Origin of the sequence: Egicoccus sp. AB-alg2 (assembly GCF_041821065.1) — a bacterium.
Classification (GTDB): Bacteria; Actinomycetota; Nitriliruptoria; order Nitriliruptorales; family Nitriliruptoraceae; genus Egicoccus.
In genome coordinates, this window is record NZ_JBGUAX010000003.1 from 47,715 (window position 1) to 74,714 (window position 27,000).

A 27,000-nucleotide genomic window follows, 5' to 3' on the forward strand; every position below is an offset into this window, starting at 1 on the left:
GACCTGACGAGAACCGCCGCCGTGCTGCCCGTGCTGACGCTGCGCTCCAAGGCGCCGGAACAGACCCGCGAGCTCGCGGCCGCGCTGGCGCCGATGCTCGCGCCCGGTGACGTCGTCGCCCTCAGCGGCGAACTGGGCGCCGGCAAGACGTGCTTCGTCCAGGGGGCCGCCCGGGCGCTCGGCGTCCACGACCGCGTGACGTCGCCGACGTTCACCCTGGTGCGCACCTATCCCGAGGCCGACGTACCGATCGTGCACTGCGACGTCTACCGGCTCGACCGCCTGCAGGACGTCCTGGACCTCGGCGACGAGGTGCTGGCGCCGGACGTGGTCACGTTCGTGGAGTGGGGTGACGCCGTGGCGTCCCTGCTGCCCGACGACCGGCTGGACGTCGAGCTCACGCTGGCCGACGACGAGGACCTCGACGGCGACCGGCTCGTGCGCCTGCGCCCGACCGGGCCGCACTGGCAGCGGCGGCTCGAGGACCTCGCCGACGCGTGCGCCGCCTGGCGCGTGGAAGGGTGACCGACGTGCTCGTCCTTGGTCTGGAGACCTCGACCGGCCAGTCCTCCGTGGCGCTGGTCGGCAACGACGGCGTGGTCGCGTCGGCCTCGCTGGGCGTCGCGCGGCGTCACGGCGAGTTCCTGGCGCCGGCCATCCGGTTCTGCCTGACGCAGGCCGGCGTCGACGTCGAGCGCGTGACGGGGGTCGCCGTCGGCCTCGGCCCGGGGCTGTACACCGGCCTGCGTGTCGGCATCGCGACCGCGCAGGCGTTCGCGGCCGCCCGCGACCTGCCCGTGGTCGGCCTGTCCGGGCTGGACGTGATCGCCTTCCAGGCCCGCCACGTCCGCCGGCTGATCTGCGCCGTGATCGACGCCCGCCGTGGCGAGCTGTTCTGGGCGCTCTACCGCGCCGTGCCCGGCGGGGTGCAGCGCCAGACCGAGCTGCGCGTCGGCACGCCGCCGCAGCTCGCGGCCGAGCTGGAGGCGGCCGGCGAGGACTGCCTCGTCATCGGCGACGGGCTCGCCCGGGCCCGCGACGACCTGCGACGCGTCGGCGTGGACGCGTCCGACCTGTTCGACGCCAGCCCCGACGCCGCGCACCTCGCGGAGCTGGCGGTCCCGCGCTTCGAGCGCGAGGAGACCACGCGGCCCACGGACCTGCTGCCGATCTACCTGCGTCAGGCCGACGCGAAGATCGGTTGGGAGACGCGCGGCCGCCTCCGCGGTGGCGAGGCGTCGTGAGTCCGCCGGCGCCCGACGTCGGCACCGGCCGTGTCGAGGTGCACGTGGAGCCGGCCGGCCCGGCAGACCTGCACGAACTCCGCACCCTGCCCGGCCTGGCCGAGTCCACCCGTCGGCAGCTGGCGGCCGACCTCACCCGTGGTGACCGTCGCTGCCTGCTCGCACGCACCGACGGCGGCGAGGTGGTCGGCTTCGTGGCGGGCCTGCGCCAGCTCGACGACGTGCACGTCCTGGACGTCGCGGTGGCACCGGCCGTGCGCGGCCGGGGGATCGGTCGGCGGCTGCTCGAGGAGCTGATCGTGCAGGAACGTGCCGCCGGCGCGGCCGGGGTCACCCTGGAGGTGCGGCGTTCCAACGTGCCGGCCATCGCGCTGTACCGTCGACTGGGTTTCACCGTCGAGGGGCAGCGTCCGCGCTATTACCCCGACGGCGAGGACGCGCTGCTGATGTGGCAGCACGCCTCGGCCGGCGGTGCGCAGCGGTGACGAGCCGGCGAACGAGGACGGACTGACGTGTTGGTACTGGGGATCGAGACGTCCTGTGACGAGACCGCCGTCGGCATCGTCGAGGACCGCTTCACCCTGCGCGCCAACGTCATCGCCTCCCAGGTCGACCTGCATGCGCCGTTCGGTGGGGTGGTGCCCGAGGTCGCCGCTCGCGCCCACCTCGAGGCGCTGCTGCCGACCATCGACCATGCGCTCGTGGAGGCGGGCTGTCGCCTCTCCGACGTGGACGCCATCGCCGTCACGGCGGGGCCCGGGCTGATCGGCGCGCTGCTCGTCGGGGTGTCCGCCGCGAAGGGTCTGGCGCTCGCCCACGACAAGCCGCTGGTCGGTGTCAACCACCTGCGCGCCCACGTCGAGGTGGCACAGCTCGAGCACGGTGAACTCGAACCGCCGCTGGCGGCGCTGGTCGTGTCCGGCGGCCACACCTCGATCGTGGCGATGGGCGAGGACGGCCGGTTCCGGCAGCTCGGTTCCACCATCGACGACGCCGCCGGGGAGGCCTTCGACAAGATCGCCCGGTTCATCGGTCTGGGCTACCCAGGTGGGCCGGAGATCGACCGGCTGGCGCGGCAGGGTGACGCCCAGGCGATCGCCTTCCCGCGGGCGATGCTGCACGACGACACCTACGACCTGTCGTTGTCGGGGCTCAAGACGGCCGTGATCCGCTACCTGCGCAAGCTCGAGGCCGCCGGGCAGGAACCCGACCTGGCCGACGTCGCCGCCTCGTTCCAGGAGGCGATCGTCGACGTGCAGGTGAAGAAGACCCTGCGAGCCGCCCGCGACCAGGGCCTCGAACGTGTCGTGCTGGCCGGCGGCGTGGCCGCCAACAGCCGCCTCCGGGCCCGCTTCCAGCAGGCCTGCGAGGAGGCCGGGCTGGGCCTGCTGGTGCCCTCGATCCCGCTGTGTACGGACAACGGGGCCATGGTGGCCGCGTCCGGTGCCAACCAGCTGGCCGCCGGCGTCGTCGCCGACCTCGAGCTCGGCGTCGACCCCAACCTGCCGCTGGCCGGATGATGCACGACCCGCGGTCCGGGCGGCCGCACCTGCGACGGGGGAGCCAGTGATGCTGCGGCGGTTGCGGTGGCGGCGCGCCGGGGCGGGTGAGCTGGAGACGATCGTGTCCCGGCTCGAACAGTGGCCCTGCGAGGTCGGCGGTGCCACCCGTCACATGTTCGCGCTCTCGGTCATCGAGGCCCAGGGCGTCGCGTCGCTGCGGCTGGCGTCCGACGACCACCGGTGGGCGGCCGCGGTCGTGTTCCCCAACCGCCTCGTCGTGCCCTGCGGCGACGCGAGCGTCATCGAGGAGGCCGGCAGTCCGGCCCGCCGCTGGCGGCTGCTGGTCGGCGACCGCGCCACCGGCGACGCCGTGCTGCACCACACCCCGCCCGACCCGGCGCTGATCGTGCACGACCAACGGTTCTTCGTCGTCGACGTGGACCGGGTTCCCGGTCCCACCGAGCTGCCCGACCCGGGCCTGCGGCGGGCCGAGGCCGCGGATCTGGACGTCCTGGCCGATCTGGCCGTGCAGCTGCACGTCGACGACCACTTCGGTCCGGATCCCGGCCGGCTGGGCTGGCGTGGTTACCGGCAGCGTCTGGAGGGCAGCGTGCGGCAGGGGCTGGCGTACTGCGTCGGCCCCGTCGGCAAGCCGGTGTTCAAGCTGGAGCGGTCGGTGTCGTCGCGCCGCTGGGGAGTCCAGCTGGCCGGCATCGTGGCCGCGCCGGAGGCGCGGGGCCAGGGGCTGGGGCGCGCCGCGGTGGCCGCCGCCGTCCGTGCCGCCCTGGCCGAGGGGCCACGCGGTCGGCGGATCACGCTGCACGTCCGTGCCGACAACCCGGCGGCGCACGCCGCCTACCTCGCCGCCGGTTTCGTCGACCGCGAGGCCTGGCGGTTGGCCGTGCGCTCCTGAGGCCCACGTCCGCGACACGGTCGGCGGTCACGTGAGCCCGGGGGGGCGAACGTGCCGACGGGCCCGGCGTGGGCCAGGGTGTCAGGCGGTGCGCTCCTCCGCGGCAGCCGCCGGGTCGGGCAGCACGGCGCCGTGGTTGCGCAGGCTGTCGAGCAGCTGTAGCGGCTCGTGACCGCTCGCGACGGCGACCGTGTGCAGGTCGTCGCGCCGCACGGTCAGCAGGGTGCCGTTGTGGTCGCCGCGGCGACGCCGGACGTCGGCGGCGAACCGCGCCGTGGCGCGCACCGGTGCGGGCGTGCCCTCGCCGTCCTCGAGGCGGCGCAGGTCGAGGACATGGCGCCGGACCGACGCCCCCGCGGCATGCTCGACGGGCTCCGGCCGGTGCACCGGGGTGAGGAGGTCCTGCAGGGGGACGCCGTAGAAGTGCGCGAGTTGCGCCAGCCGGGCGATCGTCAGATTGCGTTGCCCGCGTTCGTACGCGCCGACGGCGACGGCCTTCCACACGCCGTCACTACGGACTTCGACGTCCGCGAGCGACAGGCCCTGTTGGCGGCGGATGTCGCGCAGCCGGCAGCCGAGTCGTGCCGCAGGGGTCGAGGTGTCGCTCATGCCGCACTCCCTCCAGCGCGTCGACGAAGACCTCGGCGTGCACGTCGAGCCGGGCTTGCGGCGCGCAGCAGTCCCAGGCCACCGGCAAGCGTCAGCAGGCCCGTGCCCGCCAGCCAGCGCGGCCGCTCGGCCGGGCCGGTCGCCGGCAGGGTCGGTGCACCGTCGCGCGAGTTGCCCTCGGCACCGACGGCGGGCGCGTCCGGCGACGCCGTCGGGTCGGCGGCCGGCAGGTCGGTCTCACCGCCGGCGTGGTCGTCGTTCGGCGACGCGGGCCGAGCACCGCACAGCGTCAGTTCGAGCACGTCGGTGGCGAAGCCGCGATAGGGGTCGGTCGCCTCTGCGACGTTGCCGTCGCGGTGGGTCAGCAACACCCGGGCGGCCTGGACCGCCGGATCGACCTCCCACTGCACGGCCACCCAGCCGGGCACGCCGGCGTCGCGTGTCTGCGCCGTGATGCTGACGGCGAACGGGTCACCCTCCACGGCGTCGGGCGTGAGCCGGGTCAGCGCGTGGCAGGACCCGGCGGACGACCGGCCGGACGGACCGCCCCCCGGCTCGTCGGCCGCCTCGTCGGCCGGCTCGTCGGCCGGTTCGTCGGCCGACGGTGCCGGGCCTTCGGGGACCCCGGGCGCCGGCAGGTCGGTCACCGCGCCCGGCGGAGCGTCGGTTGGCGCGGCATCGTGGGCCATGGGGTCACCGGCCCCCGCCTCGCCGGTCAGGTCGCCGACGAGCCGGTCGTCGACCAGCCCCTCGTCGACGACCTCACCGCCGGGCGTCGTGTCGCCGTGGTCGGCCGCGGAGGAGGCCACGACGGACGCCGTCGCCTCGCGTGGTGCGTCGGCGGCCGCGGGAGCCACCAGGAGCGCCGAGAGACCCACCGTCAGGAGGGTGACGCGGCGCAGTGACGCGGATCGGGATGTGAACGCGGCCACGAGCAGGTGCTCCGGACGGCCACCTCGCGGTGGCGACGGACACGTCGACGTGCCGGGGCGCGGACCCCGGGGCGTGATCGCCCCGGGGTCCCCACCCGCGGGTCGTGCGGTCAGGCGTCGGCGTCGCGACGACGCGTCAGCCGGGACCCCAGTCCGAGCGCGGCCAGACCGGCGGCGAACAACGCGAGCAGCGAGGTGCCGGTGCGCGGCAGGTCGTGCGACACGCCGAGCACCTCCTCGTCGTCATCGTCGTCGTCCGGACGCGGCGCGGTCGGCGTGGACGGGGTGGGTTCGGGCTCGGGCTCCGGTTCGGGCTCGGGCTCCGGTTCGGGCTCCGGCTCCTCGACCGGCGGCTCGGGCAGGACGTCGTCGCACTCGTCCGGGACGTCCTCGACGTCGAAGGTCAGCACCTGCTCGACGTCACCGAAGCGCACCGTCGCGGTGACCTCGGACCAGAACAGCTGGTCGTCACCGACCGGCCAGGGCAGCAGCGTCGTGCCGGCACCGATGGCGTGGCTCATCTCACCGCCGGCACCGTTGGTCAGGACGACCGTGCCCTCCTCGGCGCCCTGCAGGTCGGAGATCACGATCTGCAGGTACTCCGTGAGGTCGACGCACGCCGCCGAACCGACGGCCACGAACGACACGGGCTCCGGGTCCGGGTCCGGATCGGGGTCCGGGTCAGGATCGGGGTCCGGGTCGGGGTCCGGGTCGGGCAGACAGTCGGCCTCGAACTCACCCGTGGCGAGCACCTCGTCGCCTACGGAGACCGTCACCGTGGCCGAGCTTCCGGCCGCGAGCGCGACGACCACCTCGTCGGCGCCGCCGGCCGGGACGTCGACCTCCTCGAGGCCGTCGCCGTACTGGACGCGGAACCGCACGGTGCCGGAGGACCCGTCCGTGCCGTCGGAGGAAGCGCTGTTGTCCAGGTGCACGCGGACGCGGAACGCGCCGGTCGGCTCGTCGTCGACCGTGACGCACTCGCCCTCGAGCGAGGCCGCGGGCTCGACCACCGCGGGAACGGTCGGCTCGCAGCTGGCCGTGAACTCGCCGGAGGCGAGCGTCTGGCCCTTGGCCCGGATTTGCAGGTTCCAGGTCTCACCGTTGGGCACGTAGCCCGTCCACGAGTCCGTCTGCCCGGCCGCGACCTCGGTCGTGTCCAGGACGGTCTCGCCGCCCTCGGTGATGCGCACGACGGTGAAGACGACGGCCCCCGACTCGATGGTGCCGTCGGTGGAGTCGCTGTTGTCGAAGGTGGCGGTCACGCGGGTGTCGTACTGCTGGTCGCCGTCGGCCGTGAGGCACTCGCCCTCGAGCGAGGCCGCCGGTTCGACGACCGCGGGGACAGGTGCGCAGTCGGCGGTGAACTCGCCGGAGGCGAGCGTCTGACCGCTGACGCGGACCTGCAGGCTCCAGGTCTCGCCATTGGGCACGTAACCGGTCCACGACGCGCTGGCGCCCGCGGCGACGGTCTTGGTGTGCAGGATGGTCTCGCCGCCGTCACCGAGACGGACCACCTGGAACTCGACCGAGCCGGCGCCGGCGGTGGTGCCGTCGGTGGAGGCGGTGTTGTCGAGGGTGGCGGTCACGCGGGTGTCGTACTGGTGGTCACCGTCGGCCGTCAGGCACTTGCCCTTCAGCGAAGCCGCGGGTGCGACCTTCGGTGGCGTGCGCACGACGTGGTAGATGCGGATGTGGCTGAACGCGGGCGTGTTGCCGTTGCCGACGGTCCAGCCGATCGTGCCCTGCGTGCCGGTGACCTTGCCGGAGTGGCTGTCACCCGCCTTGATGCAGAACTCGACGCTGATCGGGTCGCCGTTCACGTCGGTGAAGGAGACGGTCGGCCCGGAGTAGGCGATCTTGATCGTGACGCCGTCGATCACCACGGAGCTGGTGTTCGGGCTGATCTCCGGCGCGTCCTGCGGGCAGTTGCCGTCGTAGCCCGGCAGTTCGATGGTCGTGGCCGGGAACGTGGTCGTGGAGGTCGCGGTGAAGGCAGCCGGCTCGTCACCGGCGGTCTCCTCGGCCTCCTCGGTGGCCTCGTCGGCCACGGTGTCGCCGTCCGACAGCTGGCCGTCCGCGTCGGCGTCGCCGTCCGACGTCTCGCCGTCGGTGTGGCCGGCCGACGTCTCGGTCGTCGCGTCGTCGGCCGCGGTGTCGCCGCCGTCGTCGGCGCTGGTCTCCTCGGCTGCGGGTGCCGCGAGCGCCGCGTCGGCGGGTTCGGTCTCGGTCTCGGTCGGTTGGTCGGCCCCCGTCTCTGCGCCGCCCTCGTCCGCGAGGGCCGCCAGCGACGACATGGGCAGGAGGATGCTCAGCACGAGCACCAGGCAGGCGGCGAGACGCAATGTTCGCCGTATCGATCGTCCCCTCATGGGTCCAGAACCTTTGAGCTCGTGCGCCGACCCCGCGGGAGGGGGCCGACGCCTTCGTCGGTCCCGGGTCGGTCTCGCCACTAGCTCGCTCTGGACTCGGGCAGGCTTCGCCCGGGCGACCGTTGCAGTCCAAAGGTCAATGCGCCCCAGACGGTCACGACGTGACCGCTCGCTGCGTGGTTGTTGCAGCGCTGTTGATCTTGCCCTGACCGTCACGCTGGCGAGCGAGTTCTGCGCGTCCGGTTACGGCGAATGGGGCGTTCTCGCCCGTGCAGGCCCCTGGTCGCGCGATGTCTGCCCGTCTCGCGGCCGAACGGCCTCTACGCAGCGTTCACGGCCGGTGACGCAGCGTTGCAGCCGTCGGCGGCTCCGATGTCTGGAGCGCGGTTCGGGTTCAGTCGGTGACGATGGCGCCCTGCTCGCGGAGCGCCGACAGGAGCGCCTCCGGGTCGTGGCCGACCGCGACCGCGATGGTGCGCAGGTCGTCGGCGCGGACGGTGAGGACCCGTCCGTTGTGGTCGCCACGTTGGAGGCGGATGTGCTCGGCGAACCGGGCGACCGCCTGCAGGGCGATCGGGTCGAGCGCCTCGTGGGCGTCGTCGTCGAGCCGTCGCAGGTCGAGGGTCACCCGACCGGAGCCCCGTGCGTCGGCCTCGTGACCTGAAGGCGGCGGAGCATGGGTCGCGCCGTGCGGCTCGGGCAACAGACTGGACAGCGGCACGCCGTAGAAGGCGGCCAGGCCCGCGAGGCGCGAGATCGTGACGGCACGGTCACCGCGTTCGTACGCCCCGACCACGACGGCCTTCCAGTGGCCGGCGCTGCGTTCCTCCACTTCGGCGAGGGACAACCCCTGCTGCCGACGGATGTCGCGAAGCCGCTCACCGACGAGATTGCCCGTGGGTCGGGCCGTCGAGGACACGACCTCGGAGGGGGCGAGGCCGACATCCGCTCCGAGGGCGAGCCGCACGGCGACGTCGACGTCGCCGGCGTCCACGACGGTGTCGCTCACGGGGTCTCCCGGTCGGTGGTCGCTCGAAGTCAAGCCGTTCCGTGGCCGGCATGCGTGAGAACGAGCGGAACGGGTGCCGCCGGTGGCGGAGCCGTACGGTTCCGCCACCAGCGGGGACCTGTCAGCTGCGCCGGTACAGCAGGCCCGCACCGGTCAGCAGGCCGAAGAGCCCGGCCGCGAGGAGGCCGCCCAGTGGCAGACCCGTACGCGGCAGCTGGCCGGCCGCGGTGCGCGTCGGCACGGCGACCGTCGGCGTCGGCCGGCGGTCGACGACCACCGGGAGTGCCGTCTCCGGCTCACGCTCGTCGGGAGCGTCGGTGCCGGGTCGGTTCGTGTCATCGTCCTCGTCGACGACCTCGTCGAGGACCTCGTCGCAGAGCGCGAGGACCTCGTCGACGTCCAGCGTGACCAGGTTGCTGCGGACGTCGTCGACCGTCACCCACACCACGAACGTGGGCAGGTCCAGGTCGTCCGCGCGGGGCCAGGCGAACGGCACGGCCTCGCCGAGCTCGACGTCGGTCGACCAGAACGGAGCGGCGGCGCCGCTGTGGGCGACGTGCAGCTGCGCGGCGGTCGTGTCGAGGTGGCGTCCCTGGGCGGTCACCACGAAGCCGGCGGCACCCTCCGGGCAGACCACGCTCACCTCGAGGTCGACGCCGGCCTCAGGGCCCTCGTCGCCGTCGTCGTCGCCGGGCTGGTCGCCGTCGTCGTCGCCGGGCTGGTCACCGTTGTCGTCGCCGGGCTGGTCGCCGTCGTCGTCGCCGGGCTGGTCGCCGTCGTCGTCGCCGGGCTGGTCGCCGTCGTCGTCGCCGGGCTGGTCGCCGTTGTCGTCGCCGGGCTCGTCGCCCGTCACGTCACAGTCGTCGCGGTACGTGTCGCCGCCGGCCTTCACGTCGACCTGTTCGCCGTCGACCTTCAACCGGACGGTCTGCTTCCCGAAGGCCGTGAAGAACTCGGTCGTCGAGGCGGCAGCGACGGTGCCCTCGCCGGTGATGGCGGTGCCGACCACCTCGTACGTGAAGGTCACCTCGACGTCGTTCGGGTTGCTGACGCGCCAGCGGACCTTGCCGTCGCGCTCCTCGACGTCCTCAGGGCACTCCTGCATGAAGGTCAGGCGCAGCGGCGCGGGCTTCTCGTCGTCACCCGGGTCGTCGCCCTTGTCGTCGCCCTTGTCGTCGCCGTTGTCGTCGCCGTTGTCGTCGCCGTTGTCGTCGCCCTCGTCGTCGCCGGTCCCCTCGCAGTTGCTGATCGTCAGCACGGCGTTGCCGGAGCCCGTGTCGCCGGTGTAGGAGACCGAAGCGTCGATGTCCGCTGCCGAGCTCGCGCCGGGGGTCGAGAAGTGCACCGCGCCGACGTGCTTGGTCGGCTGGTAGGTCGTCCCGTTGAACGTCAACTGCGCGCTGTCCACGGATCCGGCCGTGAAGACCCAGTGGATACCGTCGGGACACGGCAGGTTGTCGCTGCCGTTGCCGGTCCACGCGATGGTGCCGCCGTCGGCGGCGGGCGCGTCCCTCTCCGTGCCGTGGTCGTCCGCGTGTGCTGCCGCTGGTACGAGGGCGGGCGCGAAAGCCGCCATCACCAGCGCCAGCAACGCGACGAGGGAGGCGGCGTGCCTCCGTCGAATGTGCGTCATGCCAGAACCTCTCGAGCGTCGGCGTCGACTCCCGGGGAGCCGACGCGCTGGTCGGTTCCGGGGTCGGTCTCGCCACTCGCTCGCTCTGGACCCGAGGACGGCAGCCGGCGCCCTGTACGCGCCCACTGCCGGCTCCGGCGACCGCTTGTTGGTCCAGAGGTCCCTGCGTCCCCGTACGGTCACCGCGGTTCGGTGTCCGACGCCGCGTTCTCCCATGGATTAGGCGGCGTACCGAGCACTCAAGCGGCTCGCGGCCATGCGGCCGATTGCGAATGTCCCTGACGTTCGGCCGTCTTGGCGGCCGGGTCGGCCAGAGCGGGTAGCCCCTTCGGAGGGCTTGCGACCTAGTCCGATAACGCCTCGTAATCGATCGATCACGGAGCGCTCTGGCTGCGCGAGCTGTCGCCGAACGGGCGGCCGACCGGCGCATGCCTCGCGGGCGGTCGGAGCACGGTCGAGGTGGGCCGGGCCGGCGGAGCGGGGGTTGAGTCCCCGCCCCTCAACGTCGCGGTCGGTGCGCCGGGCAGCTCTTGCACTCCTCGAGGGCGAGTGCTAGCGTCCGCGCTGGCACTCGGAATCCGGGAGTGCCAGCGCACCTGACGCGCTGGTGTTCGGGACCGGCCCCTCGGGCCACCGAACCCGGATCCGGGACCCGCGCTGTTCCAGCGCGCCCACATTTCCGTCCGTCACGGGGTCGCGACTCGCGTCACCCCGCCGAAGACAGACCTAGGGAGGGCACATTGGCCACCGCCACCGAGGTCAAGATCAAGCCTCTCGATGACCGGGTCATCGTCACCATCGACGAGAACGAGCAGACCACTGCCAGTGGTCTGGTGATCCCGGACACCGCGAAGGAGAAGCCGCAGCAGGGCACCGTCGTCGCCGTGGGCCCGGGCAAGCGCTCGGAGACCACCGGCGAGGTCATCCCGCTGGACGTCGCCGCGGGCGACACCGTGCTGTTCAGCAAGTACGGCGGCACCGAGGTCAAGGTCGAGGGCCAGGAGTACCTGATCCTGTCGGCCCGCGACATCCTCGCCGTCGTCGGCTGACAAGCCCCGACCGGACCCGACACACCACCTTTTTAGGAGGACACCGCATGGCGAAGATCCTCAGCTTCAGCGAGGACGCGCGCCGGCGCCTGGAGAAGGGCGTCAACAAGCTCGCGGATGCCGTCAAGGTGACGCTGGGCCCCAAGGGCCGCAACGTCGTCATCGACAAGAAGTGGGGCGCTCCCACGATCACGAAGGACGGCGTGACCGTCGCTCGTGAGGTCGAGCTCGAGGACGCCTACGAGAACATGGGCGCCCAGCTGGCCAAGGAAGTCGCGACCAAGACCAACGACGTCGCGGGTGACGGCACCACCACCGCCACCGTGCTCGCCCAGGCCATCGTGAAGGAAGGTCTGCGCAACGTCGCCGCCGGCGCCAACCCGATGCAGCTCAAGCGCGGCATCGACAAGGCCGTCGAGCGCGTCGTCGAGGAGATCGCGAACCAGGCTCGCGAGATCGAGACCCAGGACGAGATCGCCCAGGTCGCGGCCATCTCGGCCAACAACGAGCCGACCATCGGCCGCATCCTGGCCGACGCCATGGACAAGGTCGGCAAGGACGGTGTGATCACCGTCGAGGAGTCGCAGACCTTCGGCATGGAACTCGACTTCGTCGAGGGCATGCAGTTCGACAAGGGCTACATCTCGCCCTACATGGTCACCGACCCCGAGCGCATGGAGGTCGTGTTCGAGGACCCCTACATCCTCATCGCGAACTCCAAGATCTCGGCCGTGCAGGACCTGCTCCCGGTGCTGGAGAAGGTCATGCAGGGTGGCCGTCCGCTGGTCATCATCGCCGAGGACCTCGAGGGCGAGGCCCTGGCGACGCTGGTCGTCAACAAGATCCGCGGCACCTTCCAGTCGGCCGCCGTCAAGGCGCCGGGCTTCGGTGAGCGCCGCAAGGCCATGCTGCAGGACATCGCGATCCTGACCGGCGGCCAGGTCATCTCCGAGGAGGTGGGTCTCAAGCTCGAGAACACCACCGTCGACCTGCTCGGCCGTGCCCGCAAGGTGGTCATCACCAAGGACGAGACCACCATCGTCGAGGGCGCCGGTTCGCAGGACGACATCACCGGCCGGATCAACCAGATCAAGGCCGAGATCGAGAAGACCGACTCCGACTGGGACCGCGAGAAGCTCCAGGAGCGCCTCGCGAAGCTCTCCGGCGGCGTCGCGGTCGTGAAGGTCGGCGCTGCGACCGAGACCGAGCTCAAGGAGGTCAAGCACCGCATCGAGGACGCTCTGTCCGCGACGCGTGCGGCCGTCGAGGAGGGCATCGTCGCCGGCGGTGGCACCGCGCTGCTGCAGGCCGAGGCCGGTCTCGACAAGCTCGAGCTCGACAGCGACGAGGCCACGGGTGCCCGCATCATCCGCCAGGCCCTGTCCGCCCCGCTGTACTGGATCGCGTCGAACGCGGGCCTCGAGGGCTCCGTCGTCGTCGAGAAGGTCCGCGGCATGGAGCCCGGCTCGGGCCTCAACGCCCTCACCGGCGAGTACGAGGACCTGGTCAAGGCCGGCGTCATCGACCCGGCCAAGGTCACCCGTTCGGCGCTGCAGAACGCCGCGTCGATCGCCGGTCTGCTCCTCACCACCGAGGCGCTCGTGGCCGACAAGCCCGAGCCCAAGGACGAGGCGGCCGCCGGTGGCCACGACCACGGCATGGGCGGCATGGACTTCTGATCCACGCCCCCGCGGCGAGCACGTCGCACCGGGAAGGCCCCGCCACACGGCGGGGCCTTTCCCGTGGCGGCAGCGCCCGTCGGTCGACCGCGGGTATCCTCCGCGACGCGCGTGGCAGCCACCGCGGTCCTCGATGCCCGTCGCACCCCGTTCTCCCGCCCGGGGTGACGACGGTCGCGAACGGAACCGCTGTGATGCCCTTCGCGCGTGCCACGCAGCGGGGGATCGTGTACCGGTGGATGAACGCAGTGTGCGCGGCGCCGGCGAGTCGTCGGCCGCGCTGATCGATCGGGCCGACGCCGAGCCGTCGGCCCCCGAGCCGTCGGGCCATGGCGCCGCGTGGACGGCCACGCTCGTACGCGCCGCGGTGCTGCCGCTGCTGACGACCCTGCCGCTGCTCGGTATCGCCTTCCGGGCCGACAAGCGGTTCAACATCTATGCCTTCGGGGGCGAGTACCACGGTCGGCCCTGGGGGCTGCTCGTCGACACGGCGCGTGGCGTGCCGACCTACCTCAACAACCACGGCAACTTCCGGCCGCTGGGACGGATTCTCGAGCGCAGCCAGGACCTGCTCACCTTCGAGCTGAGTTTTCTGCTCGCCCTGCCCGCGAACGTCACGTCGCGACTGCTCGGTTCGGTGTCGATGGTCGCGCTGGTCGTGCTGAGCACGCTGCTGGCCGCCGCCGTCGCCTCGCGAACGCCGTTGCGGGCCGCACCCCCGTCGGCCGTCGCCCACCTCGTCCCGCTCGCCGCCGCCGGCCTGTTGATCGCCGCCGGTTCGCAGTCGACCGTGGTGCTGTTCACGGACATGTACTTCTCCACGGCGGCCGTGGTCGTCGGCGTCGCGCTCGTCGCCGTGCGGCACGGCCCCTTCGAACGGCGGCGGCTCGGGACCGGCGCCGTCGTCGGCGCGTTCCTGCTCGGTGCAGCGATGGCGTCGTTCAACGAGCTGGCCTACCTCGTCGCGCCGGTGGCCGTGCTGGCCGTGGCCGGCCGCGGGCTGCTGACGCTGCGTCTGTCCGTCCGCGACCTCGTCGCCAGCGCCGCGGGTCGGCAGCTGGGCGCCGGCATGGCCGGTTTCCTGGCCGTGTTCGTGCCGCTGCGCCTGTACATCGCCCAGCGCTGCAGCGTCACGACGTGCTACGCGCAGTCGGAGGTCCACCTCAGCAGCGACGTCCCCGGCGTGCTGGTCAACCGCCTCGGTTCCTGGCTGCCGTGGTCGGCCTGGGACGTGGCCGTCGGACGCACCCCCGGGAACTGGTTCCTCACCAGCCGGGCCGCCGACCTGCTGGTGTGGGCCGTCATCGTCGCGCTCGCGGTCGTCATGGCACGCCGGGCGAGCGCGGCGCCGGTCGTCGGCGGTCGGGCACTGCTGGCGGTCGCGGCGACCGGCGCCGTGACGACGCTGTCCGCGGCGTTGCTCACCGCCCTCAGCCGCGAGGTGCAGCAGCGGGCACTCGACGGCTGGCCGCTCGGCCACGGCTGGCGCGAGTCCAACCTGCTGCTCGCGGGCGTGGCCATGGTGTTGGTCGCCGGGCTGCTCGCCCTGGCCGGCCGGGATCGCGGGCCTCGCCGCCGCGCTGTCGTCGCCGCCGGCACGGCCGTGCTTACGGTGGTCTGTCTCGTCACGGTGTCTGCCAACCAGACCTTCGCCCGTGCCGAGCGCACGTCCGCGGAGCCGCCGTTGCACGACCGCATCGCGCTGGAGATGCTCGCCTTCGTGCCCACGCCCGAGGGTGACGCGCGTCGGTGCGCCCTGCTCGAGGAGTTCTTCGAGGTCAACGGCAACGAACGCCACCACCAGCGGCTTCGTCATGCCGTCCGCAACGGTGCCCAGGCACAGTGGGGCCGTCCCTTCTGCGAGGCGGACGCATGAGCCCGGATCCTCGTCAGCGACCGACGCTCAGCGTCGTCAGCCCCGTCCACGACGAGGGCGACGGCGTCGCGGCCTTCGCCAAGCAGGTCGCCGCCGTCCTCGACGAGCACGGCATCGACTTCGAGGTACTGCTGGTCGACGACGGCTCGCGGGACGACTCCTGGCAGCACATCACCGACCTCGCCGCACAGGACCCACGGGTCCACGGCCTGCGGCTGTCGCGGAACTTCGGCAAGGAAGCCGCGATGATCGCCGGCCTCGAGTCGGCGACCGGGCAAGCCGTCGTCGTCATGGACGCCGACCTGCAGCACCCACCCGACCTGCTGCCGCAGATGGTCGCCCAGTGGCGTGCGGGCGCCGACGTCGTCGAGGCCGTCAAGCGCACCCGCACCGGCCAATCAGTGCTGCACCAGGTGACGGCCCGCGGCTTCAACCGGCTGTTCTCGCGCGCCACGGGCGTGGACCTGCAGAACGCCTCCGACTTCCGGTTGCTGTCCCGGCCGGCGGTCGACGCGCTTTGCTCCCTGCCGGAGCGGGTGTTGTTCTTCCGCGGCACCAGCACCTGGATCGGGTTCCGGCGGACACGCCTGGAATTCGACGTCGGTGACGTCGGCGAGCGCACGTCGCGGTGGAGCACCCGGTCGCTGCTGCGCCTCGCGCTGGACGGGTTGACCTCCTTCACGGCCGCGCCGCTGCACCTCGTGACCGTGGCGGCCGTCGTCTTCGCGGTCTTCGCCCTCCTGCTCGGCATCCAGACGCTCGTGCGCTGGGCGATGGGTGACACCGTGCCCGGCTTCACGACCCTGCTGCTGGTCCTGCTCGTGCAGGGCACGTTCGTGCTGATGGGGCTCGGCATCATCGGCAGCTACCTGGCCCGCATCCACGACGAGGTGAAGGGGCGGCCGCGCTACCTCGTCGCCGAGCGCGTGCACGCGGACGACGCTCCGTCGCCCGGCCCGCACGACGGCACGTCGTGAGCGCCGGTCCACGAGGGGTCGTCCACCGGCTGGGCGAGCTTCGGCGTCTGGTGCGCTACGGCGTGGCCGGCGCCGCGAGTGCCGCCACCCACCTCGGCGTGCTGTTCGTCCTCGTCGAGGTGGTCGGGGTGGTACCCGTGGCCGCCTCCACCGTCGGCTTCCTGTGCAGCGTGGCCGTGTCCTACACGCTGCAGAAGCGCTGGGTCTTCGCGTCGACGACCGCGACGCGGGTCGCGTTGCCCCGCTTCCTCGCGGTCACCGGCGTCGGGTTGCTCCTCAACGCCGGCATCATGGCGGCCGGGACGGCCTGGGCGCAGGGCCATTACGCGCTCGTGCAGCTGGTCGCGTTGGTCGCCATCCCGATCAGCAACTACCTGCTGAACAGCCTTTGGACGTTCCGCTGACACGCACCGGCCGCGCGGTCCGACGACGCGCGTCGGCACGTACGCTTCGCCCGTGACGCCTCCCATCCCTCCGGACGACGCGCTCGCCGCGCTCCTGCCGCCGGACGTCGACCTCGATCCGGCCGCGCCCGTCGGGCTACGGCACGAGGCGGCGCTGCCCGTCTGGCACGGGCTGGTCTGGTCGCGGCTCGGCCGCGGGGATCTCGCCTGGGAGCAGTGGGGCCGGGTCCACCTGCCCGAGTTGCAGCCCTGGATCGCGGCCGAACGCGGCCGGGTCCTGCGCGAGCTGGGGTTGCACGCGGCCGCCGAGGCCGTGGAGTGGCCGGCGTTGCTGCAGGCCGAGGACGCCGTCGACGCGGCCATGCTGCGTGTGTCCCTGGCCGCCGACGCGGTCGGCCACGGTGACCTCGCTGGCGCCCGGCGTCGCCTGGCCGCCGCCGAGCAGGCCGTGGGTGCGCTGGCCGCCGACGGGCGTGACGGTCACGACGGACCGCGGGCCGCACGGCAGCGGCTGCGCCTGGCCTGGGTCCGCGTCGAGGTCGCCGCGCTGGGCGGCGACCCGCTGCCGACCGGCGGCCTGCCGGTCTGGGACGAGCGAACGGGCGGTCCCGTGCAGCCGGCCGACGCGCGTCACGGCAGCCGCTTCCACGCCGCCAAGGGCCTGTTGTTCGGCGGCGTCGCTCGCGGGGACGCACGCCTCCTCGAGGCGGCGGCCGCGCTCGCGCCGCCCGTGATCGCGTGGGCCGTCCAGCTGGCCCGGGCGGACCTCGGCGGCGACCCGGACGCCGAGGCAGCCGCGCGCGAGGCGTGGCGACGGATCGTGCCGCCGCCCGCCGTCGCGGCCGAGGTCGCGGCGACGGCGATCGCACACCGGCTCGGGCGGCCGGAGGCCGCCGCGACGCTCGACCACGACGTCAGCGGAACGTCCAGAGGCTGTTGAGCAGGTAGTTGTTGAGCGGCACCAACGCGAACGCGGCCGGTTGCACCCAGGCGTAGTGCAGCTCGAGCACCCCGGTGCCCACGAACAGGACGAGCGTGTTGAGCAGCAGACCGAGCCCCACCACGGTCAGGAACCGCGGCAGCGTGTGACCGTGCGCGTGGCCGGTCGCGAACACGAACCGTCGCTGCAGCAGGTAGGACACCACCAGCCCGCCCAGGAATCCGACCGCGGACGCCGTCACCGGTTGCCGCCCCGCCACCTCGACGAGCAGCGCGAGCAGGCCGAAGTGGGTGGCGGCCGCCGTCCCGCCCGCGAGCCCGTAGCGCACGAGCCGGCGCAGGTCGCGCAGACCCGTGGGCCGTGCGGCGCGGAGCTGGGCGCTGGACATGACACCTCGACGATCACGACGGGCCCGGACAGCGCGGCCGGCCGTGCGCCACCCGTGCCGTCGACGGCGGCGGCAGCGTACGACGAGCGGCCGCCCATCGGGCGGCCGCTCGACGAGACCGCGCGCTCGGGGGTGGGCGCGGGCCTGGGAGGGTCGTTCAGAGCTCGAAGGCGCGCACGAGGAAGCTCGCCATCTGTTGGCGGCTCACGGCGTCGTCGGGGCAGTAGCGGCCCTTGGCGCAGCCCTCGGTGACCCCGATGTCGGCCAGGGCCTGGATGTAGCCGGCGTGCGGGTCGTTGCGATCGACGTCGGAGAAGTCGCGCAGTGGCTTGGGCGAGAGGCCCAGCGCGCGGCCGAGGAAGGCCGCCATCTCCGTCCGGGTCAGGGCCTGCTCCGGGCAGTAGCGCGTCTTCGCGCAGCCGAACGTGATCTTCGCCGCGCTCGTGCCGTTGACGTTGCCGGCGTGTGGGTGCCCGGACGTGGGCACGTCGGTGTAGGGCCCGCCCTCCGTCGGCAGGGTGCCGGTCGCCCGGCCGATGAAGGTCGCCATCTGACCGCGGTTGACCGAGGTCGTGGGGCAGTAGCGGTCCGAGGAGCAGCCGATGGTCACGCCCGCCCGTGTCAGGCGGTCGATGTTGCGGCGGTGCGGGTTGCCGCTCTTCACGTCGCGGAACCCGCCGACGCTGGCGGTCGACGCGGAGTTGGTCGGCCGGCGGAACACCTTGGTGACCCACACGGTGCCGTCGCGGACCTCGACGCCGACGCCGACCTGCGTCACGTTGGCGTCGAGGATGTTGCGACGGTGCCCGTCGGACTCCATGAACAGGCGGTGCAGCGAGGAGACGCTCCGGCCGCGGCCGACGTTCTCCGAGACGCGCTGCCAGTTCTTCACGTCCGTGGTGAGCTTGGGGTTGTGGTGCAGGTGCTGGGCGTCGGCCATCCGCACGCTGTGGCGACGCGCGACCGCGGCGAGGTCGTCCGCGAGGTGCAGTCGGGGCAGGCCACGCTGGACCCGCTCGGCGTTCACGGAGTCGACGAACTGGCCGGCGAGGTCGGGCCGGTCGACGGCGTGTGCGGCTGGCGCGGCGAGCAGGCTGCCCACGAGCGCCGCGAGCAGGACGACGGTGAGGCGGTCGAGGCGGCTTCGACGCGGCACGGAGCCTCGCGCACGCGGCGCTGGACGGACGGCAGGCACGGGTGTCGACGGCAACAGAACGACCTCGGCAGCGTTTCGTGGCTTCCTGGGTCGATCGGTCACCGCCCGTGACTACTTCACCCCACAGCGTGAGGTGAGCGTTCAGCGCTCACTCCTGCTTCCCTGTCGTCGAGCAGCGCGCGTTTCAGGCCGTGGGCGGCCGGTTCGGCACCCGGAGCAGGGCCGCACCCTTCTCCAGGTCGTCGCGGCGCTCGGCCGTCAGGCCGGTCAGTCGCTCCCAGTCCTCGACGGCCCGACGTTCCTCGGGGCGCTTGGCGTCGTCGAGGATCACGGTGGCGCCTCCGCGCAGACGGTCGTGGAACGCATAGAGCGCCGGCACCCGTGCCATCGGCGCGACCCGCCGCGGAGGCCCGTCGACCAGCAGCAGGTCGACGTCCGTGAGGTCCGCCCAGGCCGACGGGTCGTACCACGGCTGCGTGTGCGGTCCGAAGGCCTGCTCGACGAGCGGCGCGTGACGCACCTCGACGACGTCGTCCAGGCCGTGGCGCCGCACGTGTTCGCGGGTCTGTGCCGCGAACCGCTCGTCGTGGTCGAGGGCGACCATGGTGCCCGTGCCCGCCCGCCGCAATGCGTAGCCGAGCCACAGGCTGGAGGTCCCGCTGCCGCACTCGACGATCCGCGCCGGCCGTGTCGCCAGCACGAGGCCGACCACCAGCGCCGCCGCGTCGGCCGACAACGCCCAGCCGCCGGTCGCGGGGATCGGCAACGACGGCCGCAACAGCAGCGCCAACTGCGTGGCCGCCTCGGTCTGGCGGCGGGCGACGTCGGTGTCCTTGCGCGCCTGCTTGCGGGCGGCCTCGAGGTCCGCCCGGGACGCCGGCGGCTCCGACGCCTCCGGCGCCGTGGCGGGCTGCGGCAACGCGGCCGCCAGCGACGCGTCGATGCGCTCCGCCGTGGCCTGCAGCGCTCCGCGCAACTCCGCACGCGTGCGGTGCTGTCCGCGCCCGAGCGCCGCCAGCCGCAGCCGGGTCTCCACCGCGAGGGCGAGGTTGCCCCCCAGCAGCCCGCCGAGCGCCGCCTGCGCGGGATCGCGACCCAGCGCGCCGACCAGGCCGGCGCCGACCACGGCGGCGCCGGCGGACACGGCGAGGCTGCGCGTCAGGGCACGGCGGTCGGGTGCGGTCACCGGGTCTCCTCGAGCGTCGGCGGCGGACGCCTGACGCTAGCGCCGCCTCCCGGGCTCGGCCGTGCGCCGGCGCTACGCTCGGCCCACGATGACCAGCCGTGCGACCCTCGTTCCCGACCGCCGTAGGTCGATGCCCCTGTGGCTCATGGAGGGCCTCGACATCCTGGAACGCCGGGGCGGCAGCGTCCGCCTCACCGTGCTGGTGGTGTGCCTCCTCGGCATCCTCGCCGCCTGGCTGTTCCCCGGTCTGGTGCCGCCCACCCCGATCGTCGGCGCCGCGGTGGCGCTGGCCGCGCTGCTGCTGGGCCTCGCGGTGGGGATCGCGGTCGACACCGCCGACCTCACGCTCCGAGGTCCCCGGCACGTACGCGCGGCCGGTGGGGAACTGGTGGCGGTGGTGCCCACCGAACTGAACGTCGCCGCGGCCCGCCCCCTGGCCGCGGCCGTGCTGGACGCCCGCGAAGACGACGGCAAGCTGATCCTCGGGATCGCCGCCGTCGGGCGCGACGGCCGCCGTGCGTCGGCGCTGACGGACGCACTGGCGATCGCACTGGCCGACTTCGGCGTGAGCGTGCTGCGCCTGGACCTCGCGGCCGGCCGCGAGGACCGGCCCGGTCTCCACGAGGTCCTCCGCGGCGAGCACCGCCTGGTCCAGGTCGTCGACTTCGAGGCGGACGGCGTGCCGCTGGCCCGGCTCGGTCCGGGCCGCGACCTGGCGGGTGCGCTGGCCGCCCTGCCCGAGTTGCCGGCCCGGTTGCCGCGCGACCTCGACGTTCTGCTGGTCGCGCTGCCCACCGCCGCGTCGCGTGCCTCCGTGGCCGCGGCGACCGCGCTCGACCACGTCCTGCTGCTCGGCGAACGCAACGTCACCTCGCGGGTGGACCTGCTCGCCGGCCTCGACGCGCTCGAGAGCGTCGGTCTGGATGCCCAGGTGGTGCTGCTCGACGACCGGTTCCAGCCGCCGACGGCGACCGAGCCGCTGCCGATTCCCGACCCCGCCGAGCCCGTGATCCCGGACCCCGACACCGAACCGGTCCACCCCGATCCCGAGCGCCCACTCGAGCCCGAGCCGCGGCCCGTCGTGCCGGAGCCCGAGCCGCCGCTGCCGGTGCCGCAACCCGAGGGTGCGACGCCGTCCGAGGACGCCGGACCGGACGTGGCGGGCCCACCGGCACGGCCGGAACCCGAGGCGACCGGGGAGCCCGCCGTGTCCCCCGAACCCGAGGCGATCCCGGTGTCGGCGGCCGAGCCAGTCTCGGACGCGTCCCCAGAACCGGAGACGGTCCCGGTGGCTGCGGCCGAGCCGGAGCCGGAGGGGGTCCCGACGCCCGCAGCGTCCCGGGTGTCCCCGGCGCAGCCGGCGCCCGAGCCCTTTCGCATGCCCGCGTCACAGCCGGAGCCCGAGACGGCGTCGCCGGAGCCCGACACGGCCCTGGGGCGCCGTCCGGCCGACGAACCGACCGCGGAGACCCCGGCGCGCCGGCCTCCCGCCGAGCTGCCACCCAGCGGGGTCACTCTGCTCGACGGGGCGGTCCCGGTGGACCATCCCATCCGCGACTTCCGCGACCCGGCCGTGACCATCCCCGCGCCCGAGCCGGTCGCCCCCGCGCCCGACCCGGATCCCGAACCCGCCCCGGAGCCCGAGCCGGCACCCACGCCCACCGAGGCACCGGACGTCACCACGCGTCTGCGGCCGGTCGCGCCTGCGGCGGACGACGACGAGGACGACCCGCTTCGGACCACGGCGCAGCTGGCCGTGCTCATCGACGATCTCCAGGCCCGCGACGACGAGTCGTAAGCTCGCCTCCCGCCGCTCGTCTGCCGCTGGAGCCCGTGTGTCCCGACTGCGCCGTCGTCGGATCGTTCCCGCCCTCGTCGCCGCGCTCGCCTTCGTGGTGGTCGGTTGCGGCGGTGAGGACCTGCAACCGTCGTCGGTGGAGTGGCGCAACGTGAGCCTGGACGTGCCCGACGGCTGGTACGTCTACGAACGCGCGGACACGCACCTGTCGATGGCCAACGCGAACCTGCGGCCCGGCGAGGACGAGGAGTTCGTCGCCCCGGAGGAGGGCGTCGTGTCCATGGCCTTCACCTATGACCCGGGTCAGAGCCCCGACGACTGGCGACGGTTCGTCGAGGAGCAGGATGCGACGCTGGAGTCGGACACCCGTGTGACGCTCGACGACGAGGTGCCCGCGACCCAGATCGTGTTCAGCTACGTGACCAACGGCGTGCCGACGCGCGAGATGGTGACGCTGATCCCCTCGCGCGCCATCGTGGTGCTCAGTCAGCCGGTGCCTGGCCCGGGCGACGACGACGCGCCCGAGGTCTTCCTCGACAACGTCGACACGTTCCGCTCCGTGCTCGAATCGGCCGAGTTCGGCCAGCCGCAGCTGGACTGATCGCGCCCGAGTTCCCCGGTGGGCTGCAGGATGCGTTCCCCGTCGTGGGGTGTGCTCGCCGTGCGCTTCGACGGCGCGATTCTGGCGCGCCGCGGTCGGCCAACCACGAGCCGCTCCGTGTGTGCGCAGGACGCGCAGTCAATTCTGGGCGTTTTCGGCGGTTTTCGGCGGATTTGCCGGTGAAGCCGGCCCTTCGGAACCCCTGATGTCTGGCCACCGTTCTTGAGGCCACGGCCAGAGGTACAGGCCGGCCGGGACGTGCCGATCACCAGGGGAGGGTCGTGCAGCGTCGCGGTTTCTTCCCGTCGCCGATCAGCACCCCGCCGGAAGCACCCGAACCGCCGGCTCCTGGGGCCGGCACGTGGAGGAAACCCGTGCGATCTCTGTTCGTCCGTGCGCTCCTGGTCGCCCTCGTCCTGGCGATCGCGCCGCCGGCCTCGCAGCTCGAGTTCGTCTCGATCCCCGAGGTGGTGCGCGAGGACATCGCCGTCCGTGTCAGCGCCGATGCACTGGTACTCAGCAGCGGCGGCGCCGAGGAGCCCGAGGCCCACACCTCCGAGCCGATCGCCGCCCCGATCCCGTTCACCATGGTGGGCTTCCGCCTGCCCGACGGTGTCGACACGGTGCGCGTCCGCACCGCGGGTGACGACGGCACGTGGAGCGAGTGGTACGACCTCGAGCGCGTGGAGCCCGACGAGGGCCCCGACCCCGACAGCGAGGAAGCCGCCAACGACCAGTCGCGCCAGTGGACCGAGCCGGCTTTCGTGGGTGAGTCGACCCGCTTCCAGGTCGAGGTGCCGGCCGACGAACTGCAGGCCGCCGGCGGTGACGTCGAGGTCGGCGCGTCGGTCATGGACACCGAGGGCCTCTCTGGCGGTCCGGTCAGTCGCAAGGCCGTCACGGTGGAAGGCCCGGTCGCCGAGGCGTCGAACGCGCCGCGGGTGATCACGCGTTCGCAGTGGGGCGCGCGTCCCTACAGCGGCTCACCGTCGGTCAGCAGCAACGTCGACCTCGTCGTCGTCCACCACACCGCCGGCAGCAACAACTACACGCAGGCGCAGGCGGCCGGCATCGTCCGTGGCATCCAGAACTGGCACATGGACAACAACCGGTGGTCGGACATCGGTTACAACATGCTGGTCGACCGGTTCGGCAACCTCTACGAGGGTCGGCAGGGGGGCGTGGAGCGCGGGGTCGTCGGCGCGCACGCCTCCGGGTACAACACGGGCTCCTTCGGGATCTCCGTGATGGGCAACTACGTCAGCGTCGACGCACCGCAGGCCGCCTACGAGACGATGGTCAACGCCATCGCCTGGAAGGCGAAGATCCACGGCTTCAACCCGAACGGCAGCACGACCCGGACCCGCAACGGTGTCGCGGTGCGCACCGTCACGGGGCACCGCGACGTCGGCAACACCTCCTGCCCCGGGCTGATCAGCAACCGGATGGGCTGGATCCGCCAGCAGGCGGCGGCGCGCGCCCCGGGGATGCCGGGAGCGAGCTCGTCGTCGGCGCCGGCACCCAGTCGCTTCCCGGACGTCACGAGCGACAACGTCCACCGCGCCAACGTCCTGAAGGTGCACGACGCGAACGTGCTGCTCGGCTACCAGGACAACACCTTCCAGCCCGACGCGGCGCTGAACCGCGGCGACATGGCACGCGCCGTCGCCGTCAGCATGGGGCTCCGGCCGGCCCAGAACTGGCAGGGGCGCTTCTCCGACCTCGACGACGTGCCGTGGCTCGCGCCGTGGATCGTGGCGCTGGCCGACCGCGGCGTCGTCGATGGGTTCCCCGACGGGACGTTCCGGCCGCGTCACACGCTCAAGCGCGACCAGATGGCGACCTTCATCGCGAACGCGAAGGGCCTGGCGCCGCGTGCGCCGATGAACTTCACCGACGTACCGAAGAGCAACCCGCACTACCACAACATCGGCGCGATCGAGCGTGCCGGCATCACCGAGGGGCGCACCCCGACGCGGTACGCGCCTCGCGGGACGATGCGCCGCGACCAGTCGGCGACGTTGTTGGTGCGAGCCTTCGACATCAAATGAGCCGTCGTACGGATGTGGCGTGACACAGTCGCGGCCGACTTCGGCCGGTCGCCACTGCCGTCGTCGGGCTCGGCACCTCGCGGTGTCGGCTCGCCGCGTCCGTGGTGACCGGCCACCGTGCGTCGACCTCGCCGATCCGCCGGCCGCGTCGAAGTCTCGTCCCTGTTCGCCCGCGACGGGAGGGCCGCCTCGCCATGCAACGTCTCGTAGCGCTTCTCACCGCCGTGCTCGTCGTGGCACCGATGGCCACGCCGGCGGCCCTCGCCGACGATCCCGCAGCCAACGCTGAGGACGGCGCCCGCACCACGGACGCGACGTCGGTGGAACCCGCCGACGCCACGGACGAACCCGGGGCCCGCGGCAGCGAGGCTGCCGACGACGCGTCCACGACCGCGCCGAGGGACGACGAGGCGGGCGTTTCCGACTCCGCGGGTGGGGCGCACGGCGACGATGCCACCGAGGTGCCCCAGGAGACCGACGACGGTGCCGAGGGCACGGAGACCGAAGACGGCACCGGCAGCGAGGAAGCCTCGAGCGAGGCGGACGAGGCGCATGCGACGATCGCGGCGACCTCGGCAGGCTTCCCGATCCGTTCGTCGGTCCGCGCCGCAGGCGAACCGAATCCGGCGGTCCGGGTGGCCGGGTCCGGTTGGGGGCACGGGGTCGGCATGAGCCAGTACGGCTCCGCTGCCATGGCCCGCGCGGGCCACGGCGTGAACGACATCATCGCGCACTACTACCCGGGCCTCGAGCCGGGGAGCCGGGAGGAGTCGAGCACGCGCCCGATCCGGGTCGGTCTGCGCCAGAACCAGGCGAGCACCTGGGTTCGCGCGGTGACCGGACCGATCCGCTGGGACGCCTGCCCACCCACGCTCGGCGGTCCCACCCCCGACGCCCAGTGTGAGCGGCTGCAGTTCCACGCCGACTCCGGGCAGACCGGCAACGTCTCCCAGCCGGCGGGTGCGACCTGGCACGTGTGCCCGATCTCCAACGGCAACCAGCGGGTGCAGGACCGGGCGTGTGGGCAGTCCGGCTTCCGGACGATCGCCTCCACCGCGCAGCCGGTGCTGCGCGTCCAGCTCGGCAACGGCGCCGACGCTGCCGGGAACCGCGAGATCGTCGCCCCCGGCTACCGCCCGGAGACGCGTCTGCGACGGGGCGCGCACGACATCATCCGGCCGGGAACTGGCCAGTCGCTGACGACCGTGCAGAACGTGCCCAGCGTCGAGCAGTACCTGTACGGCCTGGCGGAATCGATCCTGTCGTGGCCGGCGGCGGCCCTGCAGGCGCAGGCCGTCACGGGCCGGACGTACGCGCTGCGGACCCTCATCGATCGCCCCACCTGTCGCTGCGACATCCTGGCGTCGCCGTCACACCAGGCCTACGAGGGCTTTGGCCCCGAGTCCGTCGGCGCCTGGCGGCAGGCCGTCGACGAGACCCGCCACCGGGTGCTGATCAACCGTTACCAGTGGCAGGGACAGCAGCGCTCGGAACTGGCGGAGACCTACTACTCCTCGTCCCACGGCGGGCGCAGCGAGTCGCTGTTCGACTCCTGGGCCTACAACATGCCCGACACGGAGCAGAACCGGGCCCGCTACGCCTACCTGGAGTCGGTCGACGACCCGTGGTCCGTGGACGAAGCGCCCTGTGCCAGCACGCCGAGGCACGCCAGCTGCAACCCCAACCGCTCCTGGCAGGTCGACGTCCGCAACCGCGACGTCGCGAACCTGCTGTCCGCCGGCTGGCCGGGCGGTGCCATCACCACCGTCGAGCACCTGGAGATCCGCGACCGCACCACCGGCGGCACGCCGGCGACGCTTCGGGTCCGGGGGCGGACGAGCGCCGGGGAGACGGTCTCGTTCGACTACGCGGGCACGTCGACGTACGTGGCGGGTGCGATGTTCCGCCGGCAGCTGCAGACCACGGGCGGTGCGTCGCTGCGCAGTTCGCAGATCCGCTCGCTGTCGTTCGGGCCGTTCGACGACGACGACGGCCACGTGCACGAGTACGCGATCGTGTGGGCGAACCACGCCGGCGTGGCGAACGGGCTGGACGCCACGCGCTTCGGCCCCCAGCAGTCGCTGCGGCGTGACCAGATGGCGACGCTGCTGGTCAACACGTTCGCGATCCCTCCCTCGAGCCAGGACCGGTTCGACGACGTCGACGAGAGCAACCCGCACTACGCCGCGATCAACGCGCTGGCCGCCGCCGGGGTGACCACCGGCGTGCGCAACGGTCGCGACTTCGACCCGCGCGGGTACGTGACCCGCGCCCAGATGGCGTCGTTCCTCGCGCGAGCAGCCGGTTGGGACACCAGTGACACCAGCACCGCCTTCACGGACGTGCCCCGCGGCGACGTGCACCGCGGCGCGATCACGGCGATCGAGCGGCGTGGGGTGACCGCCGGCTGCGACACGGCCGGAACGCGCTACTGCCCGACCCGTAGCGTCACCCGCGGGCAGATGGCCTCGTTCCTGCACCGCGTCGTTCGGGCCGGCTGACGCCGCCGCGCGGCACGCCACCCGTCGCGCCTCGGTGCAACGATCGCGCGTCGAAGCAACCGTCGCGCCTCGAGGCAACCGTCGCGTCTGCGTGCCACGACGAGGCAGGCAGGCGCGACCGGTGCGCGCTGGCGCGACAGGATCATCTCGTCGCGTGGGCCGGCCTCCGTCGCGGGTCCC

The 27,000-nt window shown here is 73.1% G+C and carries 23 protein-coding genes; 15 read left to right on the forward strand and 8 right to left on the reverse strand.

Annotated elements, in window-relative coordinates; genetic code table 11:
* The first annotated feature begins 21 nt into the window (after positions 1-21).
* Genes tsaE through ACERM0_RS05570 form a run of 5 tightly spaced genes read left to right on the forward strand, consistent with a single transcriptional unit; the run spans position 22 to position 3,659 of the window.
* Entirely contained in the window at positions 22-525 is a 504-nt protein-coding gene (tsaE, locus tag ACERM0_RS05550; RefSeq protein ID WP_373677546.1) for a tRNA (adenosine(37)-N6)-threonylcarbamoyltransferase complex ATPase subunit type 1 TsaE, read from the forward strand.
* Positions 522-1,244, forward strand: a complete 723-nt coding sequence (gene tsaB, locus ACERM0_RS05555) for a tRNA (adenosine(37)-N6)-threonylcarbamoyltransferase complex dimerization subunit type 1 TsaB (RefSeq protein ID WP_373677547.1) — start codon at positions 522-524, stop codon at positions 1,242-1,244. Before tsaE ends, tsaB begins: the two co-directional genes overlap by 4 nt.
* The gene (rimI, locus tag ACERM0_RS05560) at positions 1,241-1,729 is read left to right on the forward strand and encodes a ribosomal protein S18-alanine N-acetyltransferase (protein WP_373677548.1); all 489 of its coding nucleotides are present in this window, start codon (positions 1,241-1,243) and stop codon (positions 1,727-1,729) included. Before tsaB ends, rimI begins: the two co-directional genes overlap by 4 nt.
* 27 nt (positions 1,730-1,756) lie before the next feature.
* Complete coding sequence (gene tsaD / locus ACERM0_RS05565) at positions 1,757-2,764, forward strand: tRNA (adenosine(37)-N6)-threonylcarbamoyltransferase complex transferase subunit TsaD (RefSeq protein WP_373677549.1); 1,008 nt, start codon at positions 1,757-1,759, stop codon at positions 2,762-2,764.
* A gap of 49 nt (positions 2,765-2,813) precedes the next feature.
* Positions 2,814-3,659 carry a GNAT family N-acetyltransferase gene (locus ACERM0_RS05570; RefSeq protein ID WP_373677550.1) on the forward strand — a complete coding sequence of 282 codons (846 nt, stop codon included), beginning with the start codon at positions 2,814-2,816 and terminating at the stop codon, positions 3,657-3,659.
* Positions 3,660-3,740: 81 nt separating this feature from the next.
* Here ACERM0_RS05570 and ACERM0_RS05575 read toward each other — a convergent pair whose 3' ends face one another.
* The 5 genes from ACERM0_RS05575 to ACERM0_RS05595 form a co-directional block, all read right to left on the reverse strand.
* Positions 3,741-4,268 (reverse strand): helix-turn-helix domain-containing protein, encoded by a 528-nt coding sequence (locus ACERM0_RS05575; protein ID WP_373677551.1) that lies wholly within the window; start codon positions 4,266-4,268, stop codon positions 3,741-3,743.
* A complete protein-coding gene (locus ACERM0_RS05580) occupies positions 4,265-5,146 on the reverse strand; it encodes a hypothetical protein (protein WP_373677552.1) in 882 nt (293 codons plus the stop codon). Before ACERM0_RS05580 ends, ACERM0_RS05575 begins: the two co-directional genes overlap by 4 nt.
* Positions 5,147-5,310: 164 nt before the next feature.
* On the reverse strand, positions 5,311-7,572 hold the full coding sequence (locus tag ACERM0_RS05585) for a hypothetical protein (RefSeq protein WP_373677553.1): 2,262 nt from the start codon (positions 7,570-7,572) through the stop codon (positions 5,311-5,313).
* A gap of 394 nt (positions 7,573-7,966) precedes the next feature.
* Complete coding sequence (locus tag ACERM0_RS05590; protein ID WP_373677951.1) at positions 7,967-8,491, reverse strand: transcriptional regulator; 525 nt, start codon at positions 8,489-8,491, stop codon at positions 7,967-7,969.
* Between the two features lie 211 nt (positions 8,492-8,702).
* The gene (locus ACERM0_RS05595; RefSeq protein ID WP_373677554.1) at positions 8,703-10,214 is read right to left on the reverse strand and encodes a hypothetical protein; all 1,512 of its coding nucleotides are present in this window, start codon (positions 10,212-10,214) and stop codon (positions 8,703-8,705) included.
* 740 nt (positions 10,215-10,954) lie between these two features.
* Between ACERM0_RS05595 and groES the strand changes: the two genes are divergently transcribed.
* The 6 genes from groES (at position 10,955) to ACERM0_RS05625 (ending at position 17,139) form a co-directional block, all read left to right on the forward strand.
* On the forward strand, positions 10,955-11,263 hold the full coding sequence (groES, locus tag ACERM0_RS05600) for a co-chaperone GroES (protein ID WP_373677555.1): 309 nt from the start codon (positions 10,955-10,957) through the stop codon (positions 11,261-11,263).
* A gap of 47 nt (positions 11,264-11,310) precedes the next feature.
* Positions 11,311-12,942 (forward strand): chaperonin GroEL, encoded by a 1,632-nt coding sequence (gene groL / locus ACERM0_RS05605; RefSeq protein ID WP_373677556.1) that lies wholly within the window; start codon positions 11,311-11,313, stop codon positions 12,940-12,942.
* Between the two features lie 235 nt (positions 12,943-13,177).
* Complete coding sequence (locus tag ACERM0_RS05610) at positions 13,178-14,818, forward strand: hypothetical protein (RefSeq protein WP_373677558.1); 1,641 nt, start codon at positions 13,178-13,180, stop codon at positions 14,816-14,818.
* Positions 14,815-15,795, forward strand: coding sequence for a glycosyltransferase family 2 protein (locus ACERM0_RS05615; protein WP_373677560.1), 981 nt, complete (start codon positions 14,815-14,817; stop codon positions 15,793-15,795). Before ACERM0_RS05610 ends, ACERM0_RS05615 begins: the two co-directional genes overlap by 4 nt.
* The gene (locus ACERM0_RS05620; RefSeq protein ID WP_373677561.1) at positions 15,792-16,199 is read left to right on the forward strand and encodes a GtrA family protein; all 408 of its coding nucleotides are present in this window, start codon (positions 15,792-15,794) and stop codon (positions 16,197-16,199) included. The genes ACERM0_RS05615 and ACERM0_RS05620 overlap by 4 nt, the downstream gene beginning before the upstream one ends.
* A gap of 52 nt (positions 16,200-16,251) precedes the next feature.
* Positions 16,252-17,139, forward strand: a complete 888-nt coding sequence (locus ACERM0_RS05625; protein WP_373677562.1) for a hypothetical protein — start codon at positions 16,252-16,254, stop codon at positions 17,137-17,139.
* On the opposite strand, the gene ACERM0_RS05630 is transcribed toward ACERM0_RS05625, so the two are convergent.
* From ACERM0_RS05630 to ACERM0_RS05640, 3 genes are all read right to left on the reverse strand, one after another.
* Positions 17,114-17,527: a GtrA family protein gene (locus ACERM0_RS05630; protein WP_373677563.1), complete on the reverse strand. Its 414-nt coding sequence runs from the start codon at positions 17,525-17,527 to the stop codon at positions 17,114-17,116. The two genes, ACERM0_RS05625 and ACERM0_RS05630, sit on opposite strands and share 26 nt — an antisense overlap.
* Positions 17,528-17,684: 157 nt before the next feature.
* Positions 17,685-18,683, reverse strand: coding sequence for a CAP domain-containing protein (locus ACERM0_RS05635; protein ID WP_373677565.1), 999 nt, complete (start codon positions 18,681-18,683; stop codon positions 17,685-17,687).
* Positions 18,684-18,867: 184 nt separating this feature from the next.
* Positions 18,868-19,869: a class I SAM-dependent methyltransferase gene (locus ACERM0_RS05640; protein WP_373677566.1), complete on the reverse strand. Its 1,002-nt coding sequence runs from the start codon at positions 19,867-19,869 to the stop codon at positions 18,868-18,870.
* A 130-nt stretch (positions 19,870-19,999) separates the two neighbouring features.
* On the opposite strand from ACERM0_RS05640, the gene ACERM0_RS05645 reads away from it, so the two are divergent.
* The 4 genes from ACERM0_RS05645 to ACERM0_RS05660 all read left to right on the forward strand — a co-directional run bounded on the left by ACERM0_RS05645 (position 20,000) and on the right by ACERM0_RS05660 (position 26,820).
* Entirely contained in the window at positions 20,000-21,667 is a 1,668-nt protein-coding gene (locus ACERM0_RS05645; RefSeq protein ID WP_373677567.1) for a hypothetical protein, read from the forward strand.
* 37 nt (positions 21,668-21,704) lie between these two features.
* Positions 21,705-22,268 (forward strand): hypothetical protein, encoded by a 564-nt coding sequence (locus tag ACERM0_RS05650; protein WP_373677568.1) that lies wholly within the window; start codon positions 21,705-21,707, stop codon positions 22,266-22,268.
* A 374-nt stretch (positions 22,269-22,642) separates the two neighbouring features.
* Positions 22,643-24,319, forward strand: coding sequence for an S-layer homology domain-containing protein (locus tag ACERM0_RS05655; RefSeq protein WP_373677569.1), 1,677 nt, complete (start codon positions 22,643-22,645; stop codon positions 24,317-24,319).
* 194 nt (positions 24,320-24,513) lie between these two features.
* On the forward strand, positions 24,514-26,820 hold the full coding sequence (locus ACERM0_RS05660) for an S-layer homology domain-containing protein (RefSeq protein ID WP_373677570.1): 2,307 nt from the start codon (positions 24,514-24,516) through the stop codon (positions 26,818-26,820).
* Positions 26,821-27,000: the final 180 nt, after the last annotated feature.

Coding starts and splice junctions, on each gene's coding strand:
- ACERM0_RS05630 (WP_373677563.1), bottom strand. CDS start 17,527: ATGTCCAGCGCCCAGCTCCGCGCCGCACGGCCCACGGGTCTGCGCGAC.
- ACERM0_RS05595 (WP_373677554.1), bottom strand. CDS start 10,214: ATGACGCACATTCGACGGAGGCACGCCGCCTCCCTCGTCGCGTTGCTG.
- ACERM0_RS05585 (WP_373677553.1), bottom strand. CDS start 7,572: ATGAGGGGACGATCGATACGGCGAACATTGCGTCTCGCCGCCTGCCTG.
- ACERM0_RS05570 (WP_373677550.1), top strand. CDS start 2,814: ATGCTGCGGCGGTTGCGGTGGCGGCGCGCCGGGGCGGGTGAGCTGGAG.
- ACERM0_RS05575 (WP_373677551.1), bottom strand. CDS start 4,268: ATGAGCGACACCTCGACCCCTGCGGCACGACTCGGCTGCCGGCTGCGC.
- groL (WP_373677556.1), top strand. CDS start 11,311: ATGGCGAAGATCCTCAGCTTCAGCGAGGACGCGCGCCGGCGCCTGGAG.
- ACERM0_RS05645 (WP_373677567.1), top strand. CDS start 20,000: ATGCCCCTGTGGCTCATGGAGGGCCTCGACATCCTGGAACGCCGGGGC.
- ACERM0_RS05660 (WP_373677570.1), top strand. CDS start 24,514: ATGCAACGTCTCGTAGCGCTTCTCACCGCCGTGCTCGTCGTGGCACCG.
- ACERM0_RS05615 (WP_373677560.1), top strand. CDS start 14,815: ATGAGCCCGGATCCTCGTCAGCGACCGACGCTCAGCGTCGTCAGCCCC.